Annotated in this window: 26 protein-coding genes; 9 read left to right on the top strand and 17 right to left on the bottom strand. The window is 66.9% G+C overall.

Translation table 11 applies throughout. The features are described from left to right. Positions 1-4 precede the first annotated feature (4 nt). The 4 genes from alr (at position 5) to ACFQ2S_RS06085 (ending at position 3,631) form a co-directional block, all read left to right on the top strand. Complete coding sequence (alr, locus tag ACFQ2S_RS06100; RefSeq protein ID WP_386073556.1) at positions 5-1,057, top strand: alanine racemase; 1,053 nt, start codon at positions 5-7, stop codon at positions 1,055-1,057. After that, positions 1,054-1,845, top strand: a complete 792-nt coding sequence (locus tag ACFQ2S_RS06095) for an MlaE family ABC transporter permease (protein WP_386073554.1) — start codon at positions 1,054-1,056, stop codon at positions 1,843-1,845. The genes alr and ACFQ2S_RS06095 overlap by 4 nt, the downstream gene beginning before the upstream one ends. Next, positions 1,842-2,588: an ABC transporter ATP-binding protein gene (locus ACFQ2S_RS06090; protein ID WP_386073553.1), complete on the top strand. Its 747-nt coding sequence runs from the start codon at positions 1,842-1,844 to the stop codon at positions 2,586-2,588. Before ACFQ2S_RS06095 ends, ACFQ2S_RS06090 begins: the two co-directional genes overlap by 4 nt. A gap of 215 nt (positions 2,589-2,803) precedes the next feature. Beyond that, the gene (locus tag ACFQ2S_RS06085; RefSeq protein ID WP_386073551.1) at positions 2,804-3,631 is read left to right on the top strand and encodes a DNA repair protein; all 828 of its coding nucleotides are present in this window, start codon (positions 2,804-2,806) and stop codon (positions 3,629-3,631) included. 3 nt (positions 3,632-3,634) lie between these two features. On the opposite strand, the gene ACFQ2S_RS06080 is transcribed toward ACFQ2S_RS06085, so the two are convergent. Beyond that, on the bottom strand, positions 3,635-5,011 hold the full coding sequence (locus ACFQ2S_RS06080) for a LysM peptidoglycan-binding domain-containing protein (RefSeq protein ID WP_386073549.1): 1,377 nt from the start codon (positions 5,009-5,011) through the stop codon (positions 3,635-3,637). 109 nt (positions 5,012-5,120) lie between these two features. On the opposite strand from ACFQ2S_RS06080, the gene ACFQ2S_RS06075 reads away from it, so the two are divergent. Then, positions 5,121-5,687, top strand: coding sequence for an LOG family protein (locus ACFQ2S_RS06075; protein WP_386073547.1), 567 nt, complete (start codon positions 5,121-5,123; stop codon positions 5,685-5,687). Here ACFQ2S_RS06075 and rarD read toward each other — a convergent pair. The 13 genes from rarD to ACFQ2S_RS06010 form a co-directional block, all read right to left on the bottom strand. Next, positions 5,618-6,526, bottom strand: coding sequence for an EamA family transporter RarD (rarD, locus tag ACFQ2S_RS06070; protein WP_386073546.1), 909 nt, complete (start codon positions 6,524-6,526; stop codon positions 5,618-5,620). The two genes, ACFQ2S_RS06075 and rarD, sit on opposite strands and share 70 nt — an antisense overlap. A 73-nt stretch (positions 6,527-6,599) precedes the next feature. Next, entirely contained in the window at positions 6,600-7,055 is a 456-nt protein-coding gene (locus ACFQ2S_RS06065) for a host attachment family protein (protein WP_386073544.1), read from the bottom strand. Next, entirely contained in the window at positions 7,055-7,252 is a 198-nt protein-coding gene (locus ACFQ2S_RS06060; RefSeq protein WP_386073542.1) for a hypothetical protein, read from the bottom strand. The genes ACFQ2S_RS06065 and ACFQ2S_RS06060 overlap by 1 nt, the downstream gene beginning before the upstream one ends. A gap of 263 nt (positions 7,253-7,515) precedes the next feature. Then, positions 7,516-8,115 carry a superoxide dismutase gene (locus ACFQ2S_RS06055; protein WP_386073541.1) on the bottom strand — a complete coding sequence of 200 codons (600 nt, stop codon included), beginning with the start codon at positions 8,113-8,115 and terminating at the stop codon, positions 7,516-7,518. A 153-nt stretch (positions 8,116-8,268) separates the two neighbouring features. Continuing rightward, complete coding sequence (locus ACFQ2S_RS06050; protein ID WP_386073539.1) at positions 8,269-9,042, bottom strand: class I SAM-dependent methyltransferase; 774 nt, start codon at positions 9,040-9,042, stop codon at positions 8,269-8,271. After that, a complete protein-coding gene (locus ACFQ2S_RS06045) occupies positions 9,014-10,759 on the bottom strand; it encodes a hypothetical protein (RefSeq protein WP_386073537.1) in 1,746 nt (581 codons plus the stop codon). Before ACFQ2S_RS06045 ends, ACFQ2S_RS06050 begins: the two co-directional genes overlap by 29 nt. Before the next feature lie 28 nt (positions 10,760-10,787). Further along, positions 10,788-12,149 carry a GSCFA domain-containing protein gene (locus ACFQ2S_RS06040; RefSeq protein ID WP_386073536.1) on the bottom strand — a complete coding sequence of 454 codons (1,362 nt, stop codon included), beginning with the start codon at positions 12,147-12,149 and terminating at the stop codon, positions 10,788-10,790. A gap of 144 nt (positions 12,150-12,293) precedes the next feature. Next, a complete protein-coding gene (locus ACFQ2S_RS06035; protein WP_386073534.1) occupies positions 12,294-13,415 on the bottom strand; it encodes a tetratricopeptide repeat protein in 1,122 nt (373 codons plus the stop codon). Between the two features lie 158 nt (positions 13,416-13,573). Continuing rightward, entirely contained in the window at positions 13,574-14,140 is a 567-nt protein-coding gene (locus ACFQ2S_RS06030) for a sarcosine oxidase subunit gamma (protein WP_386073532.1), read from the bottom strand. Continuing rightward, positions 14,133-17,129 carry a sarcosine oxidase subunit alpha family protein gene (locus ACFQ2S_RS06025; protein ID WP_386073530.1) on the bottom strand — a complete coding sequence of 999 codons (2,997 nt, stop codon included), beginning with the start codon at positions 17,127-17,129 and terminating at the stop codon, positions 14,133-14,135. The genes ACFQ2S_RS06030 and ACFQ2S_RS06025 overlap by 8 nt, the downstream gene beginning before the upstream one ends. Then, positions 17,126-17,449, bottom strand: a complete 324-nt coding sequence (locus ACFQ2S_RS06020) for a sarcosine oxidase subunit delta (protein ID WP_386073529.1) — start codon at positions 17,447-17,449, stop codon at positions 17,126-17,128. The genes ACFQ2S_RS06025 and ACFQ2S_RS06020 overlap by 4 nt, the downstream gene beginning before the upstream one ends. Positions 17,450-17,453: 4 nt before the next feature. Beyond that, positions 17,454-17,783, bottom strand: coding sequence for a TfoX/Sxy family protein (locus tag ACFQ2S_RS06015; protein WP_089231278.1), 330 nt, complete (start codon positions 17,781-17,783; stop codon positions 17,454-17,456). Beyond that, complete coding sequence (locus ACFQ2S_RS06010) at positions 17,783-19,030, bottom strand: sarcosine oxidase subunit beta family protein (protein WP_386073526.1); 1,248 nt, start codon at positions 19,028-19,030, stop codon at positions 17,783-17,785. Before ACFQ2S_RS06010 ends, ACFQ2S_RS06015 begins: the two co-directional genes overlap by 1 nt. 259 nt (positions 19,031-19,289) lie before the next feature. Between ACFQ2S_RS06010 and ccmI the strand changes: the two genes are divergently transcribed. From ccmI to ACFQ2S_RS05995, 3 genes are read left to right on the top strand one after another with little or no spacing between them, the layout of a single operon-like run. Further along, complete coding sequence (gene ccmI, locus ACFQ2S_RS06005; RefSeq protein WP_386073525.1) at positions 19,290-20,801, top strand: c-type cytochrome biogenesis protein CcmI; 1,512 nt, start codon at positions 19,290-19,292, stop codon at positions 20,799-20,801. A gap of 5 nt (positions 20,802-20,806) precedes the next feature. Beyond that, on the top strand, positions 20,807-21,283 hold the full coding sequence (ruvX, locus tag ACFQ2S_RS06000) for a Holliday junction resolvase RuvX (RefSeq protein ID WP_386073524.1): 477 nt from the start codon (positions 20,807-20,809) through the stop codon (positions 21,281-21,283). Then, on the top strand, positions 21,280-21,519 hold the full coding sequence (locus ACFQ2S_RS05995) for a DUF1289 domain-containing protein (RefSeq protein WP_386073522.1): 240 nt from the start codon (positions 21,280-21,282) through the stop codon (positions 21,517-21,519). Before ruvX ends, ACFQ2S_RS05995 begins: the two co-directional genes overlap by 4 nt. A gap of 8 nt (positions 21,520-21,527) precedes the next feature. On the opposite strand, the gene dusA is transcribed toward ACFQ2S_RS05995, so the two are convergent. Both dusA and deoC read right to left on the bottom strand, forming a co-directional pair. Beyond that, positions 21,528-22,571 carry a tRNA dihydrouridine(20/20a) synthase DusA gene (gene dusA / locus ACFQ2S_RS05990; RefSeq protein WP_386073521.1) on the bottom strand — a complete coding sequence of 348 codons (1,044 nt, stop codon included), beginning with the start codon at positions 22,569-22,571 and terminating at the stop codon, positions 21,528-21,530. 109 nt (positions 22,572-22,680) lie between these two features. Further along, positions 22,681-23,355 (bottom strand): deoxyribose-phosphate aldolase, encoded by a 675-nt coding sequence (deoC, locus tag ACFQ2S_RS05985; protein WP_386073519.1) that lies wholly within the window; start codon positions 23,353-23,355, stop codon positions 22,681-22,683. A gap of 180 nt (positions 23,356-23,535) precedes the next feature. Here deoC and htpX point away from each other — a divergent pair, with 180 nt between their 5' ends. Further along, entirely contained in the window at positions 23,536-24,447 is a 912-nt protein-coding gene (gene htpX, locus ACFQ2S_RS05980) for a zinc metalloprotease HtpX (protein WP_089231269.1), read from the top strand. A gap of 7 nt (positions 24,448-24,454) precedes the next feature. Here the strand turns inward: htpX and ACFQ2S_RS05975 are convergent, their stop codons facing one another. Beyond that, positions 24,455-25,606, bottom strand: coding sequence for an alpha-hydroxy acid oxidase (locus ACFQ2S_RS05975; protein WP_386073518.1), 1,152 nt, complete (start codon positions 25,604-25,606; stop codon positions 24,455-24,457). Positions 25,607-25,623: the final 17 nt, after the last annotated feature.

The raw sequence follows: 25,623 nt of genomic DNA, 5'->3' as shown, positions 1-25,623 counted from the left end.
TGCCATGGCGACTGGAACACTCTCGATCGATCTCGACGCGCTCGTCTCCAACTGGCGGGCCCTGAACGAAATGTCGGCTCCCGGCACTGAAACGGGTGCCGTGATCAAGGCCGACGGCTACGGGCTCGGCGTCGCGCGGGTCGCGATGGCGCTTGCGCGCGTCGGCGTGCGGCGATTCTTCGTGGCCACCGCCGAAGAGGGCGCGGCGGTCCGCGAGGTGCTCGGCCGCGAGCCCCGCATTCACGTCTTTTCCGGCCACATGGCCGGGGACACGGACATGATCGGCGATCTGGACCTGATCCCGATGCTGAATTCCATCGAACAGCTGACCCGCCATTTCGAGGCGCTTCCCGGCGCGGCCTTCGGCATCCAGCTCGACACCGGCATGAATCGCCTCGGTCTCGAGCCCGCCGAATGGGCGGCGGTGGCGCCTCTGGCGCTCGGCCAGGGGCCGGCGCTGATCATGAGCCACCTGGCCAGCGCCGACGAGCCCGAGAGCCCGCAGAACGCGGACCAACTCCGCGTCTTCCGCGAGATGACAGACGAGGCCGGCGTGCCGCGCTCACTCTCGGCCACCGGCGGCATCCTGCTCGGCGCCGACTACCATTTCGACGTGACCCGTCCCGGCATCGGCCTCTACGGCGGCCGCCCTTTTGCCGACGCGCGCCCGGTCGCCCGCCTCGCGCTGCCCGTGGTCCAGGCCCGCACGGTCACGCCCGGCGAGGCCGTGGGCTACAACGCCACCTGGATGGCGCCCGAAGAGCGCCTGATCGCCACCGTGTCCGGCGGCTATGCCGACGGCTTGCTGCGCAGCCTCTCCAACGCCGGCGCTCTCTATGCCGATGGCGTGGCCTGCCCGCTGGTCGGCCGGGTCTCCATGGACCTGATCACCGTCGACATCACGGCCCTCGGCTATGTGCCGGGGAGCCTCGACATCCTTTGCCCGGAACAGACCGTCGACGATCTCGCCGACGCCGCCGGCACCATCGGCTACGAGGTCCTGACCTCTCTGGGAGCCCGCTACAGACGCAGCAGCATCGGGGGCAGCCTGTCGTGAGCGCCGCCCTGCTCCGGCGTCCCCTTGCCGCGATCGGCCGGCCGGTTCTGGCCGGTCTCGCGAGCGTCGGACGCATGGCGATCTTTGCCCTTCAGGTGCTCGGCCACCTCGTGCGCCCGCCCTTTTACCTTCGCGAGTTCGGCCACGCGATCATGACCATCGGGTGGTATTCCCTGCCCGTGGTCGGGCTGACCGCGCTCTTCACCGGCGGCGCGCTGGCGCTGCAGATCTACGACGGTTCCTCCCGTTTCTCCGCCGAGGCCGCCGTGCCTTCAATCGTCGCCATCGGCATGGTGCGCGAGCTGGGTCCGGTGCTGGGCGGGCTGATGGTCGCGGCGCGCGTGGCCTCCTCCATCGCCGCCGAGATCGGAACGATGAAGGTCACCGAGCAGATCGACGCGCTGGTCACCCTTTCCACCAACCCGATCAAGTACCTCGCCGTGCCGCGGGTGCTGGCCGCCACGCTGACCGTGCCGGTGCTGGTCGCGGTGGGTGATTCCATCGGCATCATGGGAGGCTGGCTGGTGGGCGTGAACCGGCTCGACTTCAACTCCGCCGCCTATCTCAGGAATACGATAGACTTTCTCGAGGTTGCCGACGTGGCCTCCGGCATCGCCAAGGGGGCCGTGTTCGGCTTCATCGTCGCGTTGATGGGCTGCTTCTACGGGATGAACTCCGGGCGCGGCGCGCAGGGCGTGGGCAAGGCCACGAAACTCGCCGTGGTGGCCAGTTCCGTGCTGATCCTCGGCTCGAACTACCTGCTGACCGAGGTGTTCTTTTCGGGATGATCGAGCTTCAGGACGTTCACAAGGCCTTTGGCGAGAAGAAGGTGCTGCGCGGAGTGACGCTGACCGTGCCCAAGGGCGAGTCCATGGTCATCATCGGCGGCTCTGGCACCGGCAAGTCGGTGACGATCAAGTGCATCCTTGGCCTCGTCAAACCCGACGCCGGGCGCATCCTGATCGACGGCCAGTCCGTCGACCGAGGCGATCGTGACGCCTTTCTCGCGCGTTTCGGCATGCTCTTCCAGGGCGCGGCGCTGTTCGACAGCCTCACGGTCTGGCAGAACGTCGCCTTCCGCCTCCTGCGCGGCGAGCAAAAGCGCCCCAAGGCAGAGGCCCGCGAGATCGCCATCGAGAAGCTGCGCCGCGTCGGCCTCAAGGCGGAGACCGCGGATCTCTACCCCGCCGAACTCTCGGGCGGGATGCAGAAGCGCGTGGGCCTTGCCCGGGCCATCGCCGCGGAGCCCGAGATCATCTTCTTCGACGAGCCCACCACGGGCCTCGATCCGATCATGGCCGGGGTGATCAACGACCTGATCCGGGAGATCGTCGTCGAGATGGGGGCAACCGCGATCACCATCACCCACGACATGAGCAGCGTCCGCGCCATCGCCGACGATGTGGCGATGCTCCACGATGGCGTCATCCAGTGGGTTGGCCCGGTGGCCGAGATGGACGGCTGTGACGATCCCTATGTCCAGCAGTTCATCAACGGCCGGGCCGAGGGCCCCATCGAAGCGGTCCGCTGAACACGGCATGCCTTCTGATATGGCGACAGTTTCGCCGCACTCCTGGAATTTTGCACGAACTTCGCGGACCAAACCCCGAATATCGCCCGAAATTCCGCGAATCATTCGCTTTATGTGCTACGCTGAGAACAGATCCCATCGGGCCGGGCAATGCTGGTTCCGTCGCCGGGTCCGATTGAGACAAAACTAATAGTCGTAGCCGAAAGGGTTGCACCGTGACGAATTCCGATTCCACCGCCCTTGGGCGCATGGCTTCTCTTTGCCGGACGCTCTCGCTCTCTCTCATCGTGCTCCTCGCAGCCGGGTTGACCCTGCTCACTGTCCTTTCGGCCGCGGGGCTGCTTCCCTGGCTGCAACTCGACGCTGCCTTCGGCGACACACCCCTGCCCCAGGCTGGAATGGGCTTGCAGATCGGCCTGACCGCGCTCGCGCTCGGCCTCTGTTTCTTCCTTCCGTCGAACGTTCGGATGCAGCGGCTGGAGACGAGCCACCGCGACTTCCGCATCCGCATGGAGGATGTCGCCCGCGCCTATCATGCGGTTCACGCCCAGGATCGCGAGGGCGCGTTTACCCTGTCGTCGCAGTTCGACAGCGTGCGGGAGCGGCTGGCCTTCCTGCGCAACCATCCCGACCTGCGCAAGCTGGAACCGGAGGTGCTCGAGGTCGCCGCTCAGATGAGCGAGACCTCCCGGGAACTGGCCGAGATCTACTCCAGCGAACGGATCGAACGGGCCCGCACTTTCCTGCGCCAGCGCCAGGAGGAGGCCGAGACCTTCGAGGAGCAGCTCAGCCTTGCCCGCACCACGCTGGACGAGATCAAGCGCTGGACCCAGAGGCTCAACGTCGACGAGGCCGTGCGCCAGACGCAACTGGCGCAGCTCGAACGGGATCTGGAAGAGCTTCTGCCCGCGCTCGGGCTCCGCAAGCCGGTCGAACGGATCGATCGCATGGCGTTGGAGGAAAGCATCGTCTCCGACAAGCCCAATGTCGTGCAACTGGATCACGCCAGCGCACCCAAGTCCGGCGGCAAGCTCACGCCCTGAGCGCTATTCCGAGGCGGCCTCGGCCGGCGCGTCTTCCATGTCGGGAAGTTCGAAGATCTGCCCGGGATAGATCAGGTCCGGATCGCGGATCTGGCTCTTGTTGGCGTCGAAGATCTGCACGTAATCCAGCCCGTTGCCATACCGGTCGTTCGCGATGCCCCAGAGCGTATAGCCAGGCTGCACCGTGATGACCGACGCGCCCACGGCCCCGGTCGCGCCAAGCTGCGGCACGAGGCGGGCGAGTTCCGCCGGATCTTCCCGTTTGAACGGTGTCTCGAACCGCGCCACGACCTTGCCGCCGGGAGCGACCTGATCGATCCGCAGGGTGTAGACGCCGGGCGTGACCTGCGCGAGCCCCATGTGCCAGCGGCCGTCGGGCTTCACTTCGGCCGATTGCACGGGCCGGTTGTTCAGGTACGCCTGCACGCCGTCCTGGCGGTCGCCACTGGCAGCGGCCCGGCCTTCGAGCGAGACACTGCCGTCGTCGGAATAGCTGATGACGTCGATCACGACCCGGTCGCGCAAACGCTCCGGAATATCGTTGGCCGGCTGCAAAAGCTCCACGCCGGTGCGGCTGGCCAGCAGCACGGTGGGCGCCATGGCCTCGCCATAGGGAGTGTCCTGAGCGGTCTCGTCGACGCCCGCCACCGCGGGGCTTGCCGCCACCTCTCCGTCACCGCTCGCAGGCGCGCCGGAGAGATCGAGGGCGGCAAGTCCGGTCTCACCCGTCATGCTGCCCCTCTGGGAAAGCGTGGCCTCGTTCGTCATGGCCGTCCCGGTCCCCAGCGCGGCGACGATCTCGGGCCCGGTCTCCATGCGCGGGGCCAGGATCACGCTGTCCTCGGAACGCAGCTCCACACCCTCGGCATTGCGGGCCACGAGGTTCACGACCTGCGCCGCATCGCTGATCGGCAGGCTCAGAAGCGCCGCGAACTGCCCGAAACGGTCCGTCTTCAGGGTCTGGACGTTCGCGCCATCGACCTCGACCGAGACCTCGAAGCCGCCAGGAGCCGTGCCGGAGATCACCGCGCGGCCGTCCTTGTCGACCCGGACGTGGTCGAAGCGCGGTCCGGGCACGCCGGCGCCAGTGGCATCACCAGACGGTGTGTCCACAGCCGCCGTCTCGGCGCCCTGCCCGGCATCCGCGGCCGCATCGGGCTCCGATGCGGCGGCTTGGGTGTTGTTCTGGGTGGTGTCGCCGTCCGAGGGAACCGCCGGTTGGGACATCGTGGCGGTCGAGGTGTCATTGCCCGAGCCGGTCTCAGCGTCCTGTGGTGCTTGCATCATCCACAGCACAACCCCACCGGCCACCGCCGCTGCTGCGACGGCCCCAACGGCAAACTTGCCGTCCGCCTTCTTGGGCGCCCCCTTGTCAACCATCGAACAAAATCCCGAAATACTGTACCACACCCGCCTTTGAGCGGGTTGAGAGAGAATAGCAAGACAGCTATCACGGGTCAAAACCATGTAGCCCCAAGGTCTTGCTGCAATGCCACAAACGTTCTCAATCTGCGTCTATTGCGGCTCCAGGGACGGAATTGATCCCGAATTTGCGGCAGTCGCCGAAAGCCTCGGTGCCGAAATCGCGGCCGAAGGCTGGCGGCTCGTCTACGGCGCGGGCGATATCGGCCTGATGGGGCGCGTTGCCCGCAGCGCCCAGGCGGGCGGCGCCGAGACCTTCGGGGTGATCCCGGTCCATCTGTTCGACCGTGAGGTCGGCAAGCGTGACCTGACGACCTTCATCGTCACCGAGACCATGCACGAGCGCAAGAAGGTCATGTTCATGAACGCCGATGCCATCGTCGTTCTGCCCGGCGGCGCCGGCTCGCTGGACGAGTTCTTCGAGACGCTGACCTGGGCCCAGCTCGGGCTTCATGCCAAACCGCTGATCCTGCTGGACACCAATGGCTACTGGGCTCCGCTCAACGCGCTGATGCAGCATGTCGTCGATCAGGGCTTTGCCGAACGGACGCTGCTGGATTTCGTTCAGACGGTTCCGGACGTGCCGACGCTCATGGCGCGCCTGCGCGACGCCCGCTCCTCCATCACCGCCTGACCGGAATAGAGCGCCAGCGCGATCCAGATCAGACCGAACGCCGCCGCGTGCCAGCCCGTGAAGGGCTCGGCGAGGACCAGCGTGGCGCAGAGGAACTGCAGCGTCGGGTTGAGGTACTGCACCAGCCCGACCGTGACGAGGCGGACCCGCCGCGTGGCGTAGGAGAACAGCATCAGCGGAATCGCTGTGAAGAGAGAGCCGGACAGGAAGAGAAGCCCCGCCGTGCCCACAGAGTGCGGAAAGCCCCCGACGTCGCGGTAAAGCCACGCCAGCCAGCCCAGAGCGAGCGGCAGCAGCATCGCCACCTCGGCGGTGACCGATACGACGGGACCGGCATCGAGCCCCTTTTTCAGCGTTCCGTAGAGCCCGAAAGTGACGGCCAGCACCAGCGACACAATCGGCACCACCCCAAGGCCGAAACTCAGCAGCCCGACCGCGCAGGCGGCCAGCCCGACAGATATCCACTGCACGCGACCCAGGCGCTCGCGGAACACGATCGCGCCGAGCAGAACCGTCACAAGGGGAAAGATGTAATAGCCCAGGCTCGCCTGCATTGTCCGGCCGATCTGCACCGCCCAGATATAGACCAGCCAATTGGTCGAGATCATCAGTGCCGCAAACAGTACCCTGCCGGGCGCGCTCCCGATCAGCTGCGGCATGAGCCTCAACCTGCCCTGCACCGCGAGGATGGCGCAGAAGAACACGAAGGCCCAGATCGTCCGGTGTGCAAGGATCTCCGACGGCGCCACTTGCCCGAGCGCCTTGAACAGCAGTGGCGACAGGCCCCAGATCACGCAGGCGCCGATCATCGCCAGAATTCCCTTGTGCGCGTCCGTCATGCGTCAGGCCCTCGGTTGAGACTCCGGGACCTGACGCCGCCGCGCCGGCAAGGTCAAGCGCCAAACGCCGGAATTACGCCTCTTCCAGCTCCGCCTTCACGAGGCTCTCGATGCGGTCGATCGGGTGGTTGGTCAGGGTCTTCGGAATCTCCGCGACCACCGCCTTTGCCACCTCCGAATGCATCTTCTGCCGCATCTCGCCGAGCACCTTGGGCGGCGCGACGATCACGACACGCTCGATCTCCCCGGCATGGACGCGCTTGTAGAGCATCTCGGCCAGTTCATCGGCAAAGCGCTCCTTGGCCAGCTCGTGCCAGTCGGTGTCGTCCATCGCGGAACGCTGTCCCGGGCCGGTGTCCGCCTTGCGCCCCGGCCGATTGGCCGATTGCTCACGGTCCGGGGGATTCTCCTGCTTGCGCTCCTGGTGGACATTCAGATCGGGATTGATCGCATCAAGGTCGTTGCGCAGAAACAGCGCCTTTTCGCCATCGGCCACCAGCACCCAGGTCCCTGCTGTCAAACGTTTCATCAGCTTTCCTCCTCGTCTGCCTTGGTGACGCGGGTCGCGCCGCCGGGGCGCTCCTCGCTGCGTTTCAGCTCGTCACGGGTGCCGATCTTGCGCTGCAGGTTGCCACCGGCGCGCCCCTGCTGGGCGACCCGGCTCTTGTCGCCAAGGACCTGTTCGGTTTCCCGGGTTCCGTCGCTGGATCTGACGCGTTCAGGCATGTTGGTCTCCTTCTTCTCCTTGAAGAAAGAACGCACAGCGCCTTGCAAGGTTCCCCTCTTCGAAGGCACCCGCAGATTAATTATATCACCCTTGGGAGCCGTGCGGCAGTGCTTTCGGGAGGGTCTTCGCCACGCCGATCACCCCAAGCGCCTTCGCTCCGAAGCGTCGCGCGGGCGCGACCGGAACGGCGCGACGCCAAATGAAAAGCCCCGCCGGGATCTCTCCCGGCAGGCCCTGCGGAAATCCGCGTCGCGTCGACCGATTACATACGGCTGGCGACGTTCTCCCAGTTGACCAGGTTGTCGAGGAAGTTGGTCAGGTAGGCCGGGCGCTTGTTGCGGAAGTCGATGTAGTAGGAATGCTCCCACACGTCGCAGCCCAGCAGAGCGGTCTGGCCGAAGCAGAGCGGGTTCACGCCGTTCTCGGTCTTGGTGACCTTCAGCGAGCCGTCGGTGTCCTTGACCAGCCAGGCCCAGCCCGAGCCGAACTGGCCGGCGCCGGCGGCGGAGAACTGGGACTTGAACTCGTCGACCGAGCCGAAGCTCTCGACGAGGGCCTTTTCCAGCTCACCGGGCATGCCGGCATCGCCGGGGCCCATCATTTCCCAGAACTGGTTGTGGTTCCAGAGCTGCGAGATGTTGTTGAAGATGCCGTTCTGGGCGACGGCGCCTTTGTCGTAGGTGCCGACGATGATCTCTTCGAGGGTCTTGCCCTCCCACTCGGTGCCCGCGATCAGCTTGTTGCCGTTGTCGACATAGGCCTTGTGGTGCAGGTCGTGGTGATACTCGAGGGTCTCCTGGCTCATGCCCTTCGCGGCGAGTGCATCGTGGGCGTAGGGAAGATCGGGGAGTTCGAAAGCCATGGAATTATCCTTCGCTAGCAGCGTTTCCTATGCGGTGTATGTGACCAGCCTCCGGCGTCGCGTCAAGGCGTCTGCCGGGAAATGGGGCAACGGATCGAGCTTCGGCCAGTGCGACGGACACGGCCGGGGCCGGTGCGGCGCGTCCTGCGGGTGTCAGGCCTCTTCGCCGCCCGCCTCGCCCGCAGATGCCTCCTCTGCGGCACGCGCCTTGGCCTCGGCCACCCGCGCGCGGCGCGCATCGATCTCGGCCAGCAGCGCTTGCATGGCATGCACGTGCTGGACGTTCTTCGACAGCACGAACTTGCTGCGCGTGCCCACCAGGATCAGCTCCTTTTCGCGGGCAAATTCCTGCGCGGCCTCGGTCACGCCGTCGATGGTCTCGTAATCGTCGCCGAGCAGGATGCCGTTGTCGTCCAGCAGATCGAAATAGTTCCGCAGGTCCCGCAGGCAGTTGTCGTAATCATGTGCGGCGTCGATATAGATCAGGTCCGGGCGCGCGCGCATGCGTTTCAGAACCTGCGCGCCCATGTCCGAGGGCAAGGGCAGCGGCGTGATCACGTCCTGATGGCCGGCCTCGACCACGTTCTTCATGAAGGTGAAATAGAGCATCGGCCAGCCGTTCTTCAGCTTGAGCTCCTCCTTCACCTGCCCCTTGCGCGCCCAGATGCCCGAAGTGCCGAGCCAGGTGTCGACACAGCAGATCTCGAGATTCTCGATGCCCGAGGCCTTGCAGAGGTCGGCCATATGCAGCGCCGAGCGCCCCTTCCAGCTGCCGACCTCGACGATCATCGAGGGTTTCAGGTGTTCGATGATGCCGCGAAAGAAGAAATGGGTGGACCCCCACCCCTGCATGTCCACCTCGACATCCGCCAGCGGGGCGTCGAGATAGGGGTCTTCGTCATACAGCCTGTTGAAGATCCTGCGCATCCCGAACGTCCTTTACCATTTGATCCGAACCAGAGAACGCCGCCGCGGTCTCGTTGATGAACTGCGCGAGCTTGAAATAGCCGATCCGCGTGAAATGGTCGGCATCGACCACGTCCTCGGGCGCCATGATCTCCGCCGGGTCGGCGAGCACCGCGCTCTTCCACGACGTCGCCACCTCCCGGCAAAGGGCATTAAACGCCTGCCGGACCGGAAGGGAGCGCTCGGAGCGCTCCCCCGCCTCGCTTGCCGCGATCAGCACGACGGGCGTGCCGGGGCGCACCTGCGACAGCACCCGCTCGCAGGCCTGCCGCACCAGCGCCAGCTTCTCTTCCAGCCCGTAGCGCCGGTAGTAGAAATTCTTGGCGAACCAGGCCGCGTTGGGACCGGCGAGCACCGTGCGCATCGCCTGCGCCGGGACATGCACAAGGTGCCGCCCGCCGAATTCCGTGCCGCCGAAGGTGAAGAAATTCTGCCCCGCCGCCGATTGATAGAGCGAGAGGATCACCACGTCGGCCTCCGCCAGCGCCCCGTCGAAGGCCAGCATCTCGGCGTGGCTCCACATCTCCAGCCGGCTGCGGAAGCGCTCGATCGACGGATCGGAGCGGTCGTTCAGGATGAAGCCCACGTCGTCGTAGCGCACAACCATCCCGTTGCGCACCGTGTTGACGAATTCGTCCCGGTTCGAGCCGCAGTAGAACGACATCTGCAGCAGGTCGCACCCGCCCACCAGGCAAAGCCGCCTGTCCGGCGCCTCCGCTCCCGCCGCGCCGCCGGCATCCTCGCGCACCCAGTCCACGGCCTCGAAACGGTCGAGCCCATTGGCGACGGGCTGGGCGATCGTCAGCGCCGGGCGCTCCAGCCGGTCATAGACATATTGCTCGATCCCCATGTTGAGCGTTCGGCAGGAAAAGGCGAAATGCTCGAGCCGCGCGCCAGAGGAGCGTTTGACCATCAGGTAGAAGCCCACCATGCCGTAATCGCCGAACCGATCCGCGACCTCGATCAGCGCGGCATGGGCGCCGGGCATCCGAAGCATCTCACGCAGTTCGGCCTCCGCTTCCGGCGTCTCGACCCGCTTCTTGGTGAAGTTGAGCTGGTTGGTGCGGTTGATCAGTTCCAGTACCCGCTCCCAATGCGCCTCGATGTCGTAGACATGGCGCAGCCGGATATCGGACTGGCGCAGGAAATCCTCGTTGGACAGCGCGGTCTGCGTGCGTTCGCGATGCTTGGTCTCGGCGACCTTGTATTGCTTCAGACGGCTCAGTTCGCGGTCGTCCTTGCCGGCAAGCTGCGGAAGATCCAGCAGCGGCGCGAGATCGAGCCGGCCGTCGACGCACATGATCCGCTCGTTGAAGAACTTCGCTTCCTCGAGGTTCATGGGATTGTCGTCGAGGAACAGCACGTTCTCGTCGCGCAGGCCCATGTCCGCGATCATCCCCGAGATGGCCTGTCCCTTCGGCGTCCAGTCGATGTGCGGAAAGACGAAATATTCCCAAACGCCAAGGGCTTCGAGCTGTGCCTTCGCCTGCGCGAAATCGTTCTTTGAGCAGATCGAGGAGACGATGCCGCGCTCCGCCAGCTCCCGGACCAGCGCGATGTTTCCGGGCCGCGGCGTGATCCCGCCTTCCGAGAGCGTACCGGACCAGAAGGTCTCGTCGAGATCCCAGACCACCAGCTTGACGGTCTTGCCGATTGTGCTCAGGTCATAGGCGGTCATGGCGTCCATCCTGTCATGTCGCCCCCGCTCAGTCGAGCCAGGTCAGGCCCGCGCGGAAATCGGCCCGGTCCGGGAAGGCCGCGACATGGGTCTTGAGCAACTCGCGCGCGACCTCCTTGCGGTCGAGCTTGCGGCACCAGGCGATCTGGCGCTCGAGCGGCGCGGCATTGCCGGGGGCCAGCGCATGCGAGGCCGCCATGGCGTCGAACGCCTCCTCGAAGCGGTCCAGCGAACTCAGCGCCACGCCCCGCAATTGCTGAAGCACGGCGCTCGATGCCACGATCTCCTCGTTCTGGGCCATCATCGCCAGGGCGCTCTCGTATTCCTTGAGCTTCATGGTCATGCGGACCGAGGCCTCCAGCGCCTCGGCGGTCATCCCACCACCCGCCTCCGGCGCCTCTTCCCCCGAGCCCGGAACGTAGCGGGCAAGGACCGACTGCATGATCCGCGCCACGAGATCGGCGGAGACATGGCGATAGTCCCCGCGCGACCAGGCGACGCGAGGGTCGCTCAGCACCACGAACTCGTAGGACGGGAAGTAGTCCACCCCCTCCGTCTCGGCGATGAACACGTCGATGGCGGCCCGTTGGACGGACTTGGAATAGGTGTTGGCCACCAGCACATCCATGTCGCGGAAGGTTGAGAGCATCGGCACCGGCGAGACCGTCAGCAACATGCGCAGTGGTTTGGTGCGGTAGCGGTTCAGGATCCGGTAGAGCTCCCGCAGCCCCTCCAGCACCTCCTCGTAGCTGAGCACCCGGAACTCGAACCTGTCGGGGTCCCTGCGGGCGAGCTGCGCCGGCGGGGCGACGTTCAGGTAGATGCCGAGCCTGGTGTCGTACCAGACCTCGACATAGCCCAGAGTGACGATCACCACGTCGGCTTCCGCCGCCCGTGCCATAACGTCGAGAAATCGGTGGCGGAATTCCAGGATCTCGTCGACGGGGAATTCCAGCTTGGCGGCACCGAGCTGCAGGTCGCAGAACTTCTCCTCGCCCTTCCCCAACGGATAGAGGATCTCCTCCCCCGGGAAGCTCTTGCGATCCATCGCCCAGCGGAGTTCGTTGATGACCGAGTGGATCGAGTACTTGTTGAAGAAGTTGCCCGCGAAACCGAGGCTCTCGCCAATCGGGCCAAGGTCGAAATCGCGGCTGGTGACGTTGATACCGGCATTGATCAGCGCCGCCTCGACATTGCGTGCGAAACAGGAGCCGATGGTGAAAACGGTGTCCTCGCGGCTCATCGTGAAGGACGGCGTCAGGACCGGCGTCGCGAGCGGATAGAGCCGGTCGCCATCCTTCTCGGGCGAGGGATAGCGGCGCAAGGGGTTCTGCGAAGCCAGCTTGTAGGCGTCCATCGCGGAACGCCGCTCGAGTGACTTGTCCGACATCTCTGTCTGCCTTTCCGCGCGGCGCGTGCCATGCCGCTACTCGTTACCGGGGCCGGTGGTATCTCGTAAGTGGCTCCCTCGCGCCGGCCCCGTTGGCGCCGAGAGCACCCCGCCCGGCACCTGCAGAAGGCCGGGAGAGCCGTGTCAGGCGATGCCCGCCAGCCCCTTGGCAAGACGGTCGATCTGCCCGCCACGGTCAGGCCAGTGCTGACGCGCCATGTCGGCCAGCGCACTGGCCTGAGCGCGGGCCGGACCGTTCATGCCGGAGAGCTTGCGGATCAGCCGCGCGCAGAAGTTGAAATTCTCGGTGTAGGCGAGCGCAAGTTCAAGCAGTTCTGCAACCGCCACGTCCTGGCCCATCGCCTCATAGCGGTCGATCAGAAGGCCCCAGTAGCGCGGACTCCTCGGGGCAGAGACGACCAGCCCCTCGAGGGTCTCGACAGCCTCCAGCGGCCGTCCGAGCCCGGCCTGCGCCTCGGCCCGCGCCATCGCGAGGTCCGGCATGTGCCGGCGGGCGGGGTCGCCCTGTTCCGCGATGTCGGCGGCCCAGCGGTAATGGCCGCGCTCCGAACAGGCCAGCGACAGGCGCGACAGGAACCCGTCGTCATGGGAGCGATTGTGGCGCAGCAGGCGCGCAACCTCGCCGGCATCGCCCCGCAAGGCGGCGGCAAAGACGTCTCGGGCGACATGGTCGCCAATCAGGGTTCGTTCGGTGCGATGGCCCATATGCGGCAGCGGCAGCACATGCACGCCGTCCAGAAGGCGCAGCGCCTCGGACTGCAGCGCGTCCGGCTGGCGCTTGGGATCGAAGGCGACCATCGCCAGCGGTGCGATGTCCCGCTGCTGAATGTCGGTCAAAGTCAGATCGCCGGCCGGCGCGGCGCCCATGGGCGAAAAAGCCAGCGCGATGGCGCAACCCGCCGCCTGCCCGTGCCGCAGGGCTGCCTGACCACCGAGCCCCGCGCCGATGGCGATTGCCGGGCGCGCGTTGGTGCCGGCAAGCACTCCGCAGAGGGCCTGCATCTCGTCAGCCGGGAAAAGCCCTGCCCGCTGCGGCACGACGCGGTAGAGATCCACTGCCTCGCCCCCAGGGCCGGTCAACCAGCCGGGGCGCAGCCGGCCGCCCTCGGGCGCATCCTCAAAGAGTACCAAGGCATGGTCCGACGGCGCGGGCCGGTGCAGAAGCTGCAACCCCGCAGCCTCGAACAGGCACGAGCCCTGCCCCTGTTGCCCTGCCATTTGCTCGTCGTCCGTCATGTCCAACATCCGCGATTCCTCGGTTTGGGGAGGAGTTTCACCCCGAATATGCCCCGAATTGCGTTAATTTAATGGCCAATGCGGGGAGAGAGGACGTATCGTTCCCATACTGACGGGCACCGGCTTGCCGGTCGCCTCACATTTCGCGGAGCCTCGACGCGGTGCGCTCAGCCCGCGGGGAAGAACCCGACAGGCGCACCACTCGCGGCGTTTTCCAAAACGTCCTGAGCGTAGCGCGCGACCGATCGGAAGCAGACCAGCCGGAACGCACCGTCCGCACCGAACCAGAAGGCCGCCGGCACCTGTGCCAGCCGGCTCCGGCGGATTTCTCCGGCGGCGAAGGCCGCGGGAGACAGGTCCACCGGGCAAACCCGGGCCAGCGCCTCGCGCGCGCCTGTTCCAGAGATGCGGAACATCGCCCGAGCGTCCGAGACTTCCACGGCCAGGTGATGGCTACCGGACAGCTCGCGCGCCAGTGTGGCGAGGCATTCCGGCACCTTTTCCTGCGGTATCAGAAGGAGCCATTCGTCCGGCGACATCCACGCCACCGCACATTCCCCTTCGAAAACGATCCCGCGCTGCTCAGGCAGTCCGCAGCCGGTCGCGGCCCGGATGCCCACCTCTACCTCGGCGGGCTGACCGCGCAATGTGATCATCCCTTGCGTCGGCATACGCTCCACCCGTGCTGCGGGCGCGCCAGAGGCCACGGCGGTCACACGTGCTGCGTCAGACATCCTGCTTCTCCCCTTCCGGATCGTAGAAGACCGGGCTCACGATACGGGCCTCGATCGTGCCGCCGTCGGTCTTGCCGAAATTCAACACCTCGCCCATCCGGTTCGGACCGTGTTCGACAAGCCCCATGGCGATGCCGCGCCCGAGCGTCGGCGAATGGTAGGTCGAGGTGACCCGTCCGATGGTGACCCGCTGCCCGTTGGCATTCATGCCCTCGCCCAGTGCGTAGATCCCGTCCGGCAGGACAGACCCGTCGAGCGTTTCCAGCCCCACCAGTTTCCAGCGATCCGGCCGGACCATGTGGGCCCGCTCCTTCGCACGCTTGCCGAGGTAGTCGTCCTTCTTCTTCGAGATCGCCCAGTCGAGACCGAGATCCTGCGGGATCACCGTGCCATCGGTTTCATCGCCGATCATGATGAAGCCTTTCTCGGCTCGCATCACGTGCAGCGCTTCGGTGCCGTAGGGCGTCACGCCGAACTTGCCGCCGGCCGCGAGTATCTTGTCCCAGAGGGCGCGCGCCTGTCCGGCGGGAACCGCGATCTCGTAGCTCAGTTCGCCCGAGAACGAGATCCGGAACACCCGTACCTGGATACCCGCAAGCTCCCCCTCGGACCACGCCATGAACGGCAGCGCCTCCTTCGAGACATCGAGCCCGCCGAGCTTTTCGAGTACCTTGCGCGCATTCGGTCCCGCCACGGCTATCTGCCCGTATTGCTCCGTCAGGTTCGCGGTATAGACCTTCCAGTCCCACCACTCGCACTGCAGCCAGTCCTCCATCCAGCCGTGGATATGGTCGGCACCGCCGGAGGTCGTATGGCAGAGGAAGGTCTCCTCGTCGATCCGCGCCACCACCCCATCGTCCATCAGGAAACCGTTCTCGTTGCACATGAGCCCGTAGCGGCAGCGTCCGGGCTTCAGCGTCGACATCTTGTTGGTGTAGAGCATGTCGAGGAAGCGCCCGGCATCCGGCCCCTTCACGAGGATCTTGCCGAGGGTCGAGGCATCCAGCAGGCCCAGCGAGTAGCGGGTCGCCGTCACCTCGCGCGCGACGGCATCCGCGTGGCTCTCGCCCGCTTTCGGATAGCAGTAGGGCCGCCGCCAATGACCGACCGGCTCCATGTAGGCGCCGTTGGCCTCGTGCCACTCTTGCATCGGCGTGCGGCGCAGCGGTTGGAAGATGTCGCCACGGGCCTCGCCTGCGATCGACCCGAAGGAGATGGGCTGGTAGGGCGGCCGGAACGTGGTGGTCCCGACCTGCGGGATTTCCTCACCCAATGACTGAGCAAGGATCGCAAGCCCATTGATGTTGCTCAGCTTTCCCTGGTCGTTCGCCATGCCGAGCGTGGTGTAGCGCTTGGTCAGTTCCACGCTCTCGTAGCCCTCCTGGGCCGCGAGTTGCACGTCGGAGACCTTCACGTCGTTCTGGAAGTCGAGGAACATCTTGGAGCGCAGTTCCGGCAGCGCCTTGGTCGGCATGACCCAGACCGGCTGCATCGGTACTTCCTCGATGTCGTTGGTTCGCGGCACCTCCCCCGGCTCTGCGCCGAGAGCGGCGGCGCCCTTGCGGGCGGCGTCCCTGAGCACGTCGCCGGCGGCCATGCAGCCCGAGGCCGCGCCAGCGGTCGAGACAAAGGCCGCGCCATCGGAGCCGGTGGGAGCGCGGGCATCGTCGGGATAGAAATGGGCGTGCTCGTCCGACCAGAGCAGCTTGCCGCCGCAATGGGACCAGAGGTGCACCACCGGCGACCAGCCGCCCGACATGGCGACACTGTCGCAGTCGAGCACGGCCCCGGCGCCGCCCGTGCCGTTGGCACGGCACAGCATCACGCCCTCGACGCGCTTGCTGCCCTTGACCTTCATAACCGCCGCGCCGGTCTCGACCTGGACACCGCGGCGCATGCATTCGCGGGCGAGCGGGCCGTCGTTGCGCTCGCGCGGGTCGATGATGACAGGCACCTCGAGCCCGGCATCGATGAGCGCCAACGCGGTGCGATAGGCATCGTCGTTATTGGTCACGACCACGGTGCGGCGGCCCGGCGCGACGCCGTAGTTGACGACGTAATCGCGGACTGCCGAGGCGAGCATGACGCCCGGCACATCGTTGCCGGCAAAGCTCAGCGGCCGTTCGATCGCCCCCGTTGCGGTGACGATGCGCCCGGTCCGGATCTTCCAGAGCCGATGGCGCGGCTGCCCGTCGCCGGGCGTATGATCGGTCAGCCGCTCGTAGCCGAGTGCGAAGCCATGATCGTAAACGCCGACGCCCATGCAACGGTTCCGCAGGGTGACGTTGTCCATTGCCTCCAGCGTTGCGAGGGTCTCGGTAATCCAAGCATCCGCCGGCTTGCCGCCGATTTCCACGCCATCCACCGGCGCCCGCCCACCCCAGTGCGGGGTCTGTTCCAGCAGGAGCACGCGCGCGCCGGATCGGCCCGCTTCGAGCGCCGCCTGCAAGCCGGCGATCCCGCCGCCAACGATCAGCACGTCGACGAATGCGTAGAAATGCTCGTAGCGGTCGGCGTCGGCTTCCTTGGGCGGCAGGCCGGAGGCGGCGGCCTCGCGGATCACCGGCTCGTAGACGTGCTTCCAGAAGCTCTGCGGCCAGGTGAAGGTCTTGTAGTAGAAGCCCGCCGGCATCATGCCACTGAACCAGCCGTTCACCGCCATCATGTCGAAGCCGAGCGAGGGCCAGGCATTCTGGCTCATCGCGGAGAGCCCGTCGAACAACTCGGTCGTCGTGGCGCGCTGGTCGGGTTCGAACCGCGCACCCTGCCCCAACCCGACGAGCGCATTGGGCTCTTCCGGCCCGCTGGCGACGATGCCGCGGGGGCGGTGATACTTGTAGGACCGGTTCACCAGCATCTGGCCGTTCGCGAGCAGCGCCGAGGCCAGCGTGTCGCCCCGGAGACCGCGCATCGGGTTGGTGTCGAAAGTGAAATCGAGGGGCGCGTCCCGGTCGATCAGCCGGCCGCCCTGCTCCAGACGCATGCTCATGCCCGGCCCTCCCATTCGGGCCGTCGCGCCCGGATCGCCGCGACGATCTCCTCGGGCGGCTCGGGCGTCTGTGCCTTGTACGTACCGAAGACCTCGAGCGTGACCGTGTCGCGCGCCGCCAGGAACCACTTGCCGCAGCCATAGGCATGGCGCCAACGCTCGAAATGCACGCCCATCGGGTTTTCGCGCTCGAACAGGTAGGCTTCGAATGCCTCGTCCGTGGAGCCGGGGCCAAAGCGCTTGAGATGCGCCTCGCCGCCCGGAGCAAGCTCGGTTTCATCACAACGGATGCCGCAGTACGGGCAGGTCAGGATCAGCATGTCATCATCCTTTCGGCGGCAGGCTGGCAGCGTTCAACAGCGACATTTCCACGAGGGACCGCCGCAGGCCGTCGTCTTCGAAGGACCCATGGTCGAGCTCGACCATCCCGCCCATCTTGCGCCCGGTGAAGGAGAGCGGCTGCGCGCCCAGTTCAATGGCCTCGGTCTCGCGGTCCTTGCCCACGCGGAACATCCCGCCGTCGCCAATGACGCCGCAGACCATGTTGCCGTACAGCATGAATGCGATCCCGCCGAACATGCGCTTCTCCGAGAGCCCCGGCTGGAAGCCGAGGTCTTCGCGCATCGTTTCGGCATTGAGTTCCGAAAAGGCCATCAGTGCGCGACCCCCGCGGCAACGCTTTCGTCGATGAAGCGGCCTTCGCGGAAGCGGTCGAGGCCGAATTCGGCGGCGAGCGGGCCGGGTTCTCCCTTGGCCACGAGTTCCGCCATCGCCCAGCCGGAACCGGGGATCGCCTTGAACCCGCCAGTCCCCCAGCCGCAGTTGATGAAACAATTGCCGAGCGGGGTCTTGGACAGGATCGGGGAGCGGTCGCCGGTCATGTCGACGATGCCGCCCCAATGCCGCAGCATCTTGAGCCGCGAGATCATCGGAAAGGTCTCGACGAGGGCGCGGACGGTTTCCTCGACATGCAGGAACGAGCCCCGCTGGGTGTAGTTGTTGTGGCCGTCGGCGCCGCCACCAATCACCATCTCTCCCTTGTCGGACTGGCTCATGTAGCCGTGCACCGTGTTGGCCATGACCACGCAATCCATGCAGGGCTTGATCGGCTCGGAGACCAGCGCCTGGAGCGCCACGGATTCGATGGGCAGCCGGAAACCCGCCATATCGGCGAGATGGCCGGAATGGCCGGCGACCACGATAGCGAGCTTCTCGCAGTCGATGTCCCCACGGGTGGTGGTGACGCCCGTGACCTTGCCGCCCTCGGAACGGACACCGGTGACCGCGCATTTCTGGATGATGTCCATGCCCATGCCGGAACAGGCGCGGGCATAGCCCCAGGCGATGGCGTCATGCCGGGCGGTGCCGCCGCGTGGTTGCCAGAGCCCGCCGAGTACGGGATAGCGCGGACCCTCGATGTTGATAATCGGCACGATCTCCTTCACCCGCTCCGGGCCGACGAACTCCGTCTCAACCCCTTGCAGCGCGTTGGCATGTGCCGTGCGCTGGTAGCCGCGCACCTCGTGGTGGGTCTGCGCCAGCATCAGCACCCCGCGCTGGCTGAACATGCCGTTGTAGTTCAGATCGAGGCTGAAGGTTTCGTAGAGGCTGCGGGCCTTTTCGTAGATCGCCGCAGACGGGTCCTGCAGATAGTTGGAGCGAATGATCGTGGTGTTCCGCCCGGTATTCCCGCCGCCGAGCCAGCCCTTGTCCAGCACCGCGATGTCGCGAATGCCGTGGTTCTTGCCGAGGTAATAGGCGGTGGCCAGCCCGTGGCCGCCGGCGCCGATCACGATCACCTTGTAGCGCTTCTTGGGCTCGGGCGAGCGCCAGGCGCGTTCCCAGCCCTGGTGGTGACGCAGCGCTTCGCGGGCGATGGCAAAGGCGGAATATCGGCGCATGGCGGTCCTCGTCGTTCTGGCCCCGGCCGCTCGCGGGCCGTCGGGGCGGACGGCGCGTCGCCGCGGCACGGCGTCGGGTGCGTGCCATCCTTTTCCATGCCGCGGCGGATGTCCATCCGCCAGACTGCGGCATGTTGAGGGTCGGAAACGACCTTGTGATGCGACGCCTGCGCGCTCCCCGCCGCCGAGGGGTTTGCCCTGCCTCTGGTTCCGGGTAGAGGGGAATGCACATGCCATGACCGGCGCCCTGGGAGGACGCATGACATTCTGGATCATCTCCGCACTCGTCGCGCTCGCCGCCGCCCTGCTGATCGGCTGGCCGATGCTGCGCCCGCGCGAGCCCGGCGACGCGGATCCGCAGCACAAGGACATCGGCATATATCGCGACCAGCTGCGCTCGGTGGAGAAGGATCTCGCCCGCGGTGTGGTGACCGAGGAGGAAGCCGAACGCCTGCGCACCGAGATCAAGCGCAGGATCCTCGACGCCGACCGTGCGGGCTCGGAGCAGGCGACGCTTGCGCCGCGCGGGGCGAGCTATGCAACCGCGGCGGTGGCCGGTCTCGTCGTCATTGGCGGCACATTCTATCTCTACGACCGCATCGGCGCGCCGGGCTACGAGGACCTGCCGCTCAGCAAGCGGCTGTCGATGGCCGAGGAGCAGCGCAAGAACCGGCCGAGCCAGGCCGAGTTCGAGGCCGCGATGCCAGCAACACCCCCCGTCGCGGTGGGCGACGAATATGCCGAGCTGATCCAGAAACTGCGCGATGCCGTCTCCGAGACGCCGGAAGACGTGGAAGGCTGGGCGCTTCTGGCGCGCAGCGAGGCCAATATCGGCAACATCCCCGCCGCCCATGCCGCCCAGCGGAAACTGCTGGACCTGAAGGCCGACATGGCGACCGCACAGGATTACCTCACCTATGCCGGGCTCCTGATCCAGGCCGCCGGCGGCAATGTCTCGGCGGATGCCGACTGGGCCCTTGGCAACGCCCTGCAGCGCGACCCGCATGAGCCGGTCGCGCGCTACTACGTGGGGCTTATGCACCTGCAGACCGGCCGCCCCGACGAGGCCTTCCAGTACTGGGAGCCGCTTCTGAGGCAAAGCCGTCCGAGCGACCCCTGGGTGCCGGTGATCCGGTCCCGGCTGGAGAGCGTGGCGGCGATGGCCGGCATCAAGTACAGCCTGCCCGCTCCGGCCCCGGTGCCGGGCGGAGCAGGCGGTCCCTCTGCCGAGGACATGGCGGCGGCAGCCGAGATGAGCCCGGAGGAGCGTCAGGCGTTCATCCAGAACATGGTGGACCAACTTGGCGCCCGCCTCGCCGAGGAGGGCGGCCCGCCCTCGGACTGGGCGCGGCTGATCCGGGCCCATGGCGTCATGGGCAATGTCGAGCAGGCAACCGCGATCTGGACCGAGGCGCAACAGGCCTTTGCCGACCCGGCCGCGCTGGCGCCGATCCGGCAGGCGGCGCTCGACGCCGGGGTTGAGATCGAGGAGCGGGGCCCGAGCCAGGAAGACATCGACGCGGCGGCGGAGATGGAGCCCGAGGACCGTCAGGCGATGGTTCAGGCCATGGTCGACCAGCTCGGCGAGCGGCTCGCCACCGAGGGCGGACCGGCGTCGGACTGGGCGCAACTCGTGCGGGCGCACGGGGTTCTGGGCAACACCGACCGGGCCGCGGCAATCTGGGGCGAGGCGCAGCAAGTCTTTGCCGAACGCCCCGAGGAACTCGAGCTGATCCGCCAGGCGGCGGTCGACGCTGGCGTGGCGGAGTAACCCGGTTGGTATTCGAAGAGATCACGGAATTCGCCGCGGCCCTGCCCTCCGGCCGGGCGGTGGCGGGGCTCGACCTCGGCACCGCAACGATCGGGGTGGCGATCTCCGACCGGCTGCTTTCCACCGCGACCCCGGCCGAGACGATCCGGCGCAAGAAGTTCGGGATCGACGCTGAGAAGCTGCTCGCCCTGCTGAACGCGCGCGAGGTCGGCGGCATCGTGCTCGGTCTGCCCCGCAACATGGACGGCAGCGAAGGCGCGCGTTGCCAGTCGACACGCGCCTTCGCTCGAAATCTCGAGAAGCTGACACCGCTGCCGATGACCTTCTGGGACGAACGGCTGTCTACGGTGGCCGCGGAACGCGCGCTGCTGGAGGCGGATACGTCCCGAAAACGTCGCGCAGAGGTGATCGACCACGTGGCCGCCGGGTTTATCCTGCAAGGAGCGCTGGACCGGATGAGGAACCTGAGGCTCGAAGGATGAAGGACGACGCCCCCTGGCAGAGGGACGAAATCGAATCGCCCTGCACGAAGGTCTGCGTGATTCATCCGCAGGAGCGGCTCTGCGTCGGCTGCTATCGCAGCATGGACGAGATCGCGGCCTGGTCCCGGATGTCCCCCGAGGCGCGGCGGGGCGTCATGGCAGCGCTCCCCGACCGCGCGCCGCGCCTTGCGCAGCGGCGGGGCGGCCGCGTTGCGCGGATCGCTCGGGAGAGCTGATTCGCCGTTCAGATCGCGGCGTCGGCGGGCGTTCTCACATGATCGAGCGCGGCGTCCAGAACTTCCAGACCGGCGCCGGGCCTGGTGGCGCCCTCGCTCAACACCCGACGCCAGCCGCGCGCCCCCGGGCGCCCCGAGAACAGGCCGAGCATGTGTCGGGTGACGGAATGCAGCCGCCCTCCTTCCGACAGGTGCCGCGCGATATAGGGCCGGAATTGCTCCACTGCCTCCAGCGCGGTGAGCGGTTCCGTATCCTCGCCGAAGATGCGCCGGTCGGCCTCCAGCAGGATCTGCGCCGGCTGGTTATAGGCAGCGCGGCCGATCATCACCCCGTCGGTCCCGGCCGCAAGCTGCTCCTGCGCCGCGTCGAGCGAGGCGATGCCGCCGTTGATCGAGATGTGCATGTCGGGAAAGGCGCGCTTCATCGCATGGACGAGCGGATATTCGAGCGGCGGGATCTCGCGGTTTTCCTTGGGTGACAGCCCCTGCAGCCAGGCCTTTCGGGCATGGATGATCACACGGCGCACGCCAGCCGCGCGGATCGTCTCGAGAAAGGCCGGGAGTACCTCCTCCGGCACCTGGTCGTCGACACCAATGCGGCATTTGACGGTTACCGGCAGCTGGGTCGCATGCCCCATCGCCGCAACGCAGTCTCCCACGAGCGCCGGACGCTCCATGAGCACCGCGCCGAAACAGCCGGACTGCACCCTGTCCGACGGGCAGCCGACGTTGAGGTTGATCTCGTCATAGCCCGCATCGGTTGCCATGACCGTCGCCTCGGCCAGTTCCGCCGGGTCGGAGCCGCCGAGTTGCACGGCGACGGGATGCTCCGTCTCGCCGAAATCCAGCAGGTGCCGCGCCTGCCCGCGCACCAGCGCGGGGGCGGTGATCATCTCGGTGTAGAGCAGCGTGCGACGCGACAGAACCCGGTGGAACGCCCGGCAGTGGCGGTCCGTCCAGTCGATCATCGGGGCGACCGACAGCCGGGCGCTCTCGGCCACGGCCTGCCCGGGCGCTGCCCTCAGCCCTGTTCGCTTTTCGATGCCGTCCATCTGCCTCACGCCAAGCCGCACCTTCGGAAACGCATCGGTTACCCCCGAATGCGCCTCGGGTCCAGCCTCCGTCCGGCAAGGGCCGGAGGACGCGGGAAACCGCCGGCGCTCAGGCCGCGCCGACGATGGCGATGCCGGAACTCGCGCCGATCCGGGTGGCGCCGGCGGCGATCATGCGCCGGGCGTCCTCGGTGGTGCGCACCCCTCCCGAGGCCTTCACGCCCATCTCCGGCCCGACCACGCGGCGCATCAGCGCCACGTCCTCGACCGTCGCCCCGCCGCCGGCAAAGCCGGTGGAGGTCTTTACGAAATCGGCGCCCGCTTCCTTCGACAGGCGGCAGGCCGTTTCCTTCTGGGCATCGGTCAGAAGCGCGGTTTCGATGATGACCTTGAGCAGGGCGTCGCCGCAGGCTTCCTTGACGGCGGCGATGTCGTCGCGCACCGCGGAGTGCTCGCCGGATCTCAGCAGGCCGATCGGGATCACCATGTCGACCTCGCGCGCGCCGTGTTCCACCACCCAGGCGGCCTCCGCCACCTTGATCGGCGTGGGATCGGCGCCGAAGGGGAAGCAGATGACGGCGCAGGGATCCACCGCGCTCCCCTTGAGGCAGGCGGTGACCAGCGGCACGAAGATCGGGTTCACGCACACCGCCTTGAAGCCGAATTCCACGGCCTCGGAGCAGAGCGTCTCCACCTCCTCCGGCCGCGCATCGGGCTTGAGCAGCGTGTGATCGATATAGGACGCGAGATCGGCGTGGGCGGGCCGGGTTCCGGGCGTGGTCATGTCTTGCCTCCCTGCAGGGCGTGGCTGCGCGTGATCGGTTCGCCCGACTGTCTACCATCCAGGCGGCTCCCGGCAATGCCTTCCGGCGCGCCACCCGCGCCGGAATCGATTGAACGCGCGGGGCGCCTGCCTATATCCCTGAGGTCGTCTTCCCGCATCCGGATCGCAGGAGTGCCGCCGATGGGATATGTCCGAACAGCGCTGCTGATGGCTGCCATGACCGCTCTTTTCATGGGCGTCGGCTACCTGTTGGCCGGAACCGGGGGCATGGTCTTTGCCCTGCTCGCCGCCGCGGCGATGAATGCCTTCACCTGGTGGAACTCGGACAAGATGGTCCTGCGGATGCACAATGCGCAGGAGTTGAGCCCGATCGACCGATCCGGCCTTGCGGTGATGGTGGGTGAGCTTGCGCGGAACGCCAACCTGCCGGTGCCCGCGATCTATCTGATCGATACGCCGCAGCCCAACGCCTTCGCCACCGGCCGAAACCCGGAGAACGCCGCCGTGGCGGTGACAACCGGGCTCATGCGCAGCCTGTCGCGCGAGGAACTGGCCGGGGTCATCGCCCATGAACTGGCCCATATCCGCAACCACGACACAGCGATCATGACGGTGACGGCGACCTTCGCCGGCGCCATCACCATGCTCGCCAATTTCGCGATGTTCTTCGGCGGGCGCCGCGACGAGGGACCGGGAATTGTCGGCACGTTGGCGATGATGTTCCTGGCGCCAATGGCGGCCGGCCTGGTGCAGATGGCGATCTCCCGGACGCGGGAATATGCCGCCGACCGAGCGGGGGCCGAAATCTGCGGCAATCCGCTGTGGCTGGCCTCGGCGCTGGAACGGATTCAGGCAGGCGCTTCGCGAATCGACTACGCCTCGGCGGAACGCAATCCGGGCACAGCGCACATGTTCATAATCAACCCGCTGCACGCCTACCGGCGTGATAACCTGTTTGCCACTCACCCTGCCACGGAAAACCGGGTCGCTGCGCTGCACGAGATGGCGCGCCAGGGCCACGGCGCATCCCGCGCGCCCAGTCGGGCGCGCCGGCCCGCCTCCGGCAGCAACGACGCAGGTCCTTGGGGCTGATCGGCCGTCAGGCCGCCCTGCGTTCGGCGACTGCCGCGCGGATTTCCTGAACCGAAGCCGCGCCGAACTGGACCATGTTGGTCTCGAGATCCGCCTTCAGGATTTCGTAAACGTGGTCGCCCCCGCGCGCCCCGAGCGCGGCAGTTCCGTACAGGAAGGCCCGGCCCAGCAGGCAGAAATCCGCCCCGAGCCAGAGCGCCCGGAGGATATCAAGCCCGCTCTCGATGCCGCTGTCGAAGATCACCTTGATGCGTCCGCCCACGGCCTCGACGATGCCCGGCAACGCCGTAATCGCGGCCGGGGCGGCGTCGAACTGCCGCCCGCCGTGGTTCGACACCACGATCCCGTCGGCCCCGACCTCGACAGCCATCCGCGCATCCTCTTCCGACAGGATGCCCTTGATGACCAGTGGGCCGTCCCAGGCCTCCCGCATCTGGCGGATCATTTCCCAGTCCGGCCGCCCGTCAACGACCTGCCCCACCAGCCGCGCAGCCCCGGCGAAGGACTTGGTGGTAAAGTATTTCTCCAGCGTCCGGAACTTCGGCATGCCGTGGCACAGGGTGGCGATTGACCATGCCGGGCACATGGCCGCGCGAAAGATGCTTTGCGGCGTGAACTTGGGCGGCACCGACACGCCGGCCACGAGTTGGCGCTCCCGCCGGCTGCCCACCGGCACGTCGACCGTGATGACCAGCACCGAGAAGCCGCTGTCGGCGGCGCGTTTCAGCATGTCGGCGCGGATCTCGGGATCGACCGGGGTGTAGAGCTGGAACCAGCCGTTGCCGTCGGCCAGCGGACCGATGACCTCGGGCGCCTCGTTGGCGGTGGTGCTGAGCCCGTAAGGCATCCCCTTCCGCGCCGCCGTCTCCGCCAGGTAGATCTCCGTCTTGGGCCACATCAGCCCCGACAACCCGACCGGACCGGCGCCGAACGGCACGGTATAGCGGCGACCGAATATCTCGGTCGAGAGATCCGGCATGAACCGACCCTTCAGCACCCGCGGCACAATCTCGACGGCGTTCATCGCCGCGCGGTTCTTGTCCACCAGCACCTCGTGGCCGGTGCCGCTGGCGAGGTATTCCCAGGCAAAAAACGGCGCGCGCCGCCGGGCCCTGGCCGCGAGATAGGGGATGGAGGGGTAGCGGGTTTCGATCGACATGGGACCTCCTCAAAAGA

Source organism: Tropicimonas aquimaris, from assembly GCF_042676185.1.
Lineage (GTDB): Bacteria > Pseudomonadota > Alphaproteobacteria > Rhodobacterales > Rhodobacteraceae > Tropicimonas > Tropicimonas aquimaris.
Note: the sequence above shows the minus strand (reverse complement) of the source record. Positions and strands in the feature narration are given on the sequence as shown.

Coding starts and splice junctions, on each gene's coding strand:
- alr (WP_386073556.1), top strand. CDS start 5: ATGGCGACTGGAACACTCTCGATCGATCTCGACGCGCTCGTCTCCAAC.
- ACFQ2S_RS06090 (WP_386073553.1), top strand. CDS start 1,842: ATGATCGAGCTTCAGGACGTTCACAAGGCCTTTGGCGAGAAGAAGGTG.
- ACFQ2S_RS06080 (WP_386073549.1), bottom strand. CDS start 5,011: ATGGTTGACAAGGGGGCGCCCAAGAAGGCGGACGGCAAGTTTGCCGTT.
- ACFQ2S_RS06075 (WP_386073547.1), top strand. CDS start 5,121: ATGCCACAAACGTTCTCAATCTGCGTCTATTGCGGCTCCAGGGACGGA.
- rarD (WP_386073546.1), bottom strand. CDS start 6,526: ATGACGGACGCGCACAAGGGAATTCTGGCGATGATCGGCGCCTGCGTG.
- ACFQ2S_RS06065 (WP_386073544.1), bottom strand. CDS start 7,055: ATGAAACGTTTGACAGCAGGGACCTGGGTGCTGGTGGCCGATGGCGAA.
- ACFQ2S_RS06060 (WP_386073542.1), bottom strand. CDS start 7,252: ATGCCTGAACGCGTCAGATCCAGCGACGGAACCCGGGAAACCGAACAG.
- ACFQ2S_RS06055 (WP_386073541.1), bottom strand. CDS start 8,115: ATGGCTTTCGAACTCCCCGATCTTCCCTACGCCCACGATGCACTCGCC.
- ACFQ2S_RS06050 (WP_386073539.1), bottom strand. CDS start 9,042: ATGCGCAGGATCTTCAACAGGCTGTATGACGAAGACCCCTATCTCGAC.
- ACFQ2S_RS06045 (WP_386073537.1), bottom strand. CDS start 10,759: ATGACCGCCTATGACCTGAGCACAATCGGCAAGACCGTCAAGCTGGTG.
- ACFQ2S_RS06040 (WP_386073536.1), bottom strand. CDS start 12,149: ATGTCGGACAAGTCACTCGAGCGGCGTTCCGCGATGGACGCCTACAAG.
- ACFQ2S_RS06035 (WP_386073534.1), bottom strand. CDS start 13,415: ATGTTGGACATGACGGACGACGAGCAAATGGCAGGGCAACAGGGGCAG.
- ACFQ2S_RS06030 (WP_386073532.1), bottom strand. CDS start 14,140: ATGTCTGACGCAGCACGTGTGACCGCCGTGGCCTCTGGCGCGCCCGCA.
- ACFQ2S_RS06025 (WP_386073530.1), bottom strand. CDS start 17,129: ATGAGCATGCGTCTGGAGCAGGGCGGCCGGCTGATCGACCGGGACGCG.
- ACFQ2S_RS06020 (WP_386073529.1), bottom strand. CDS start 17,449: ATGCTGATCCTGACCTGCCCGTACTGCGGCATCCGTTGTGATGAAACC.
- ACFQ2S_RS06015 (WP_089231278.1), bottom strand. CDS start 17,783: ATGGCCTTTTCGGAACTCAATGCCGAAACGATGCGCGAAGACCTCGGC.
- ACFQ2S_RS06010 (WP_386073526.1), bottom strand. CDS start 19,030: ATGCGCCGATATTCCGCCTTTGCCATCGCCCGCGAAGCGCTGCGTCAC.
- ccmI (WP_386073525.1), top strand. CDS start 19,290: ATGACATTCTGGATCATCTCCGCACTCGTCGCGCTCGCCGCCGCCCTG.
- ACFQ2S_RS05995 (WP_386073522.1), top strand. CDS start 21,280: ATGAAGGACGACGCCCCCTGGCAGAGGGACGAAATCGAATCGCCCTGC.
- dusA (WP_386073521.1), bottom strand. CDS start 22,571: ATGGACGGCATCGAAAAGCGAACAGGGCTGAGGGCAGCGCCCGGGCAG.
- deoC (WP_386073519.1), bottom strand. CDS start 23,355: ATGACCACGCCCGGAACCCGGCCCGCCCACGCCGATCTCGCGTCCTAT.
- htpX (WP_089231269.1), top strand. CDS start 23,536: ATGGGATATGTCCGAACAGCGCTGCTGATGGCTGCCATGACCGCTCTT.
- ACFQ2S_RS05975 (WP_386073518.1), bottom strand. CDS start 25,606: ATGTCGATCGAAACCCGCTACCCCTCCATCCCCTATCTCGCGGCCAGG.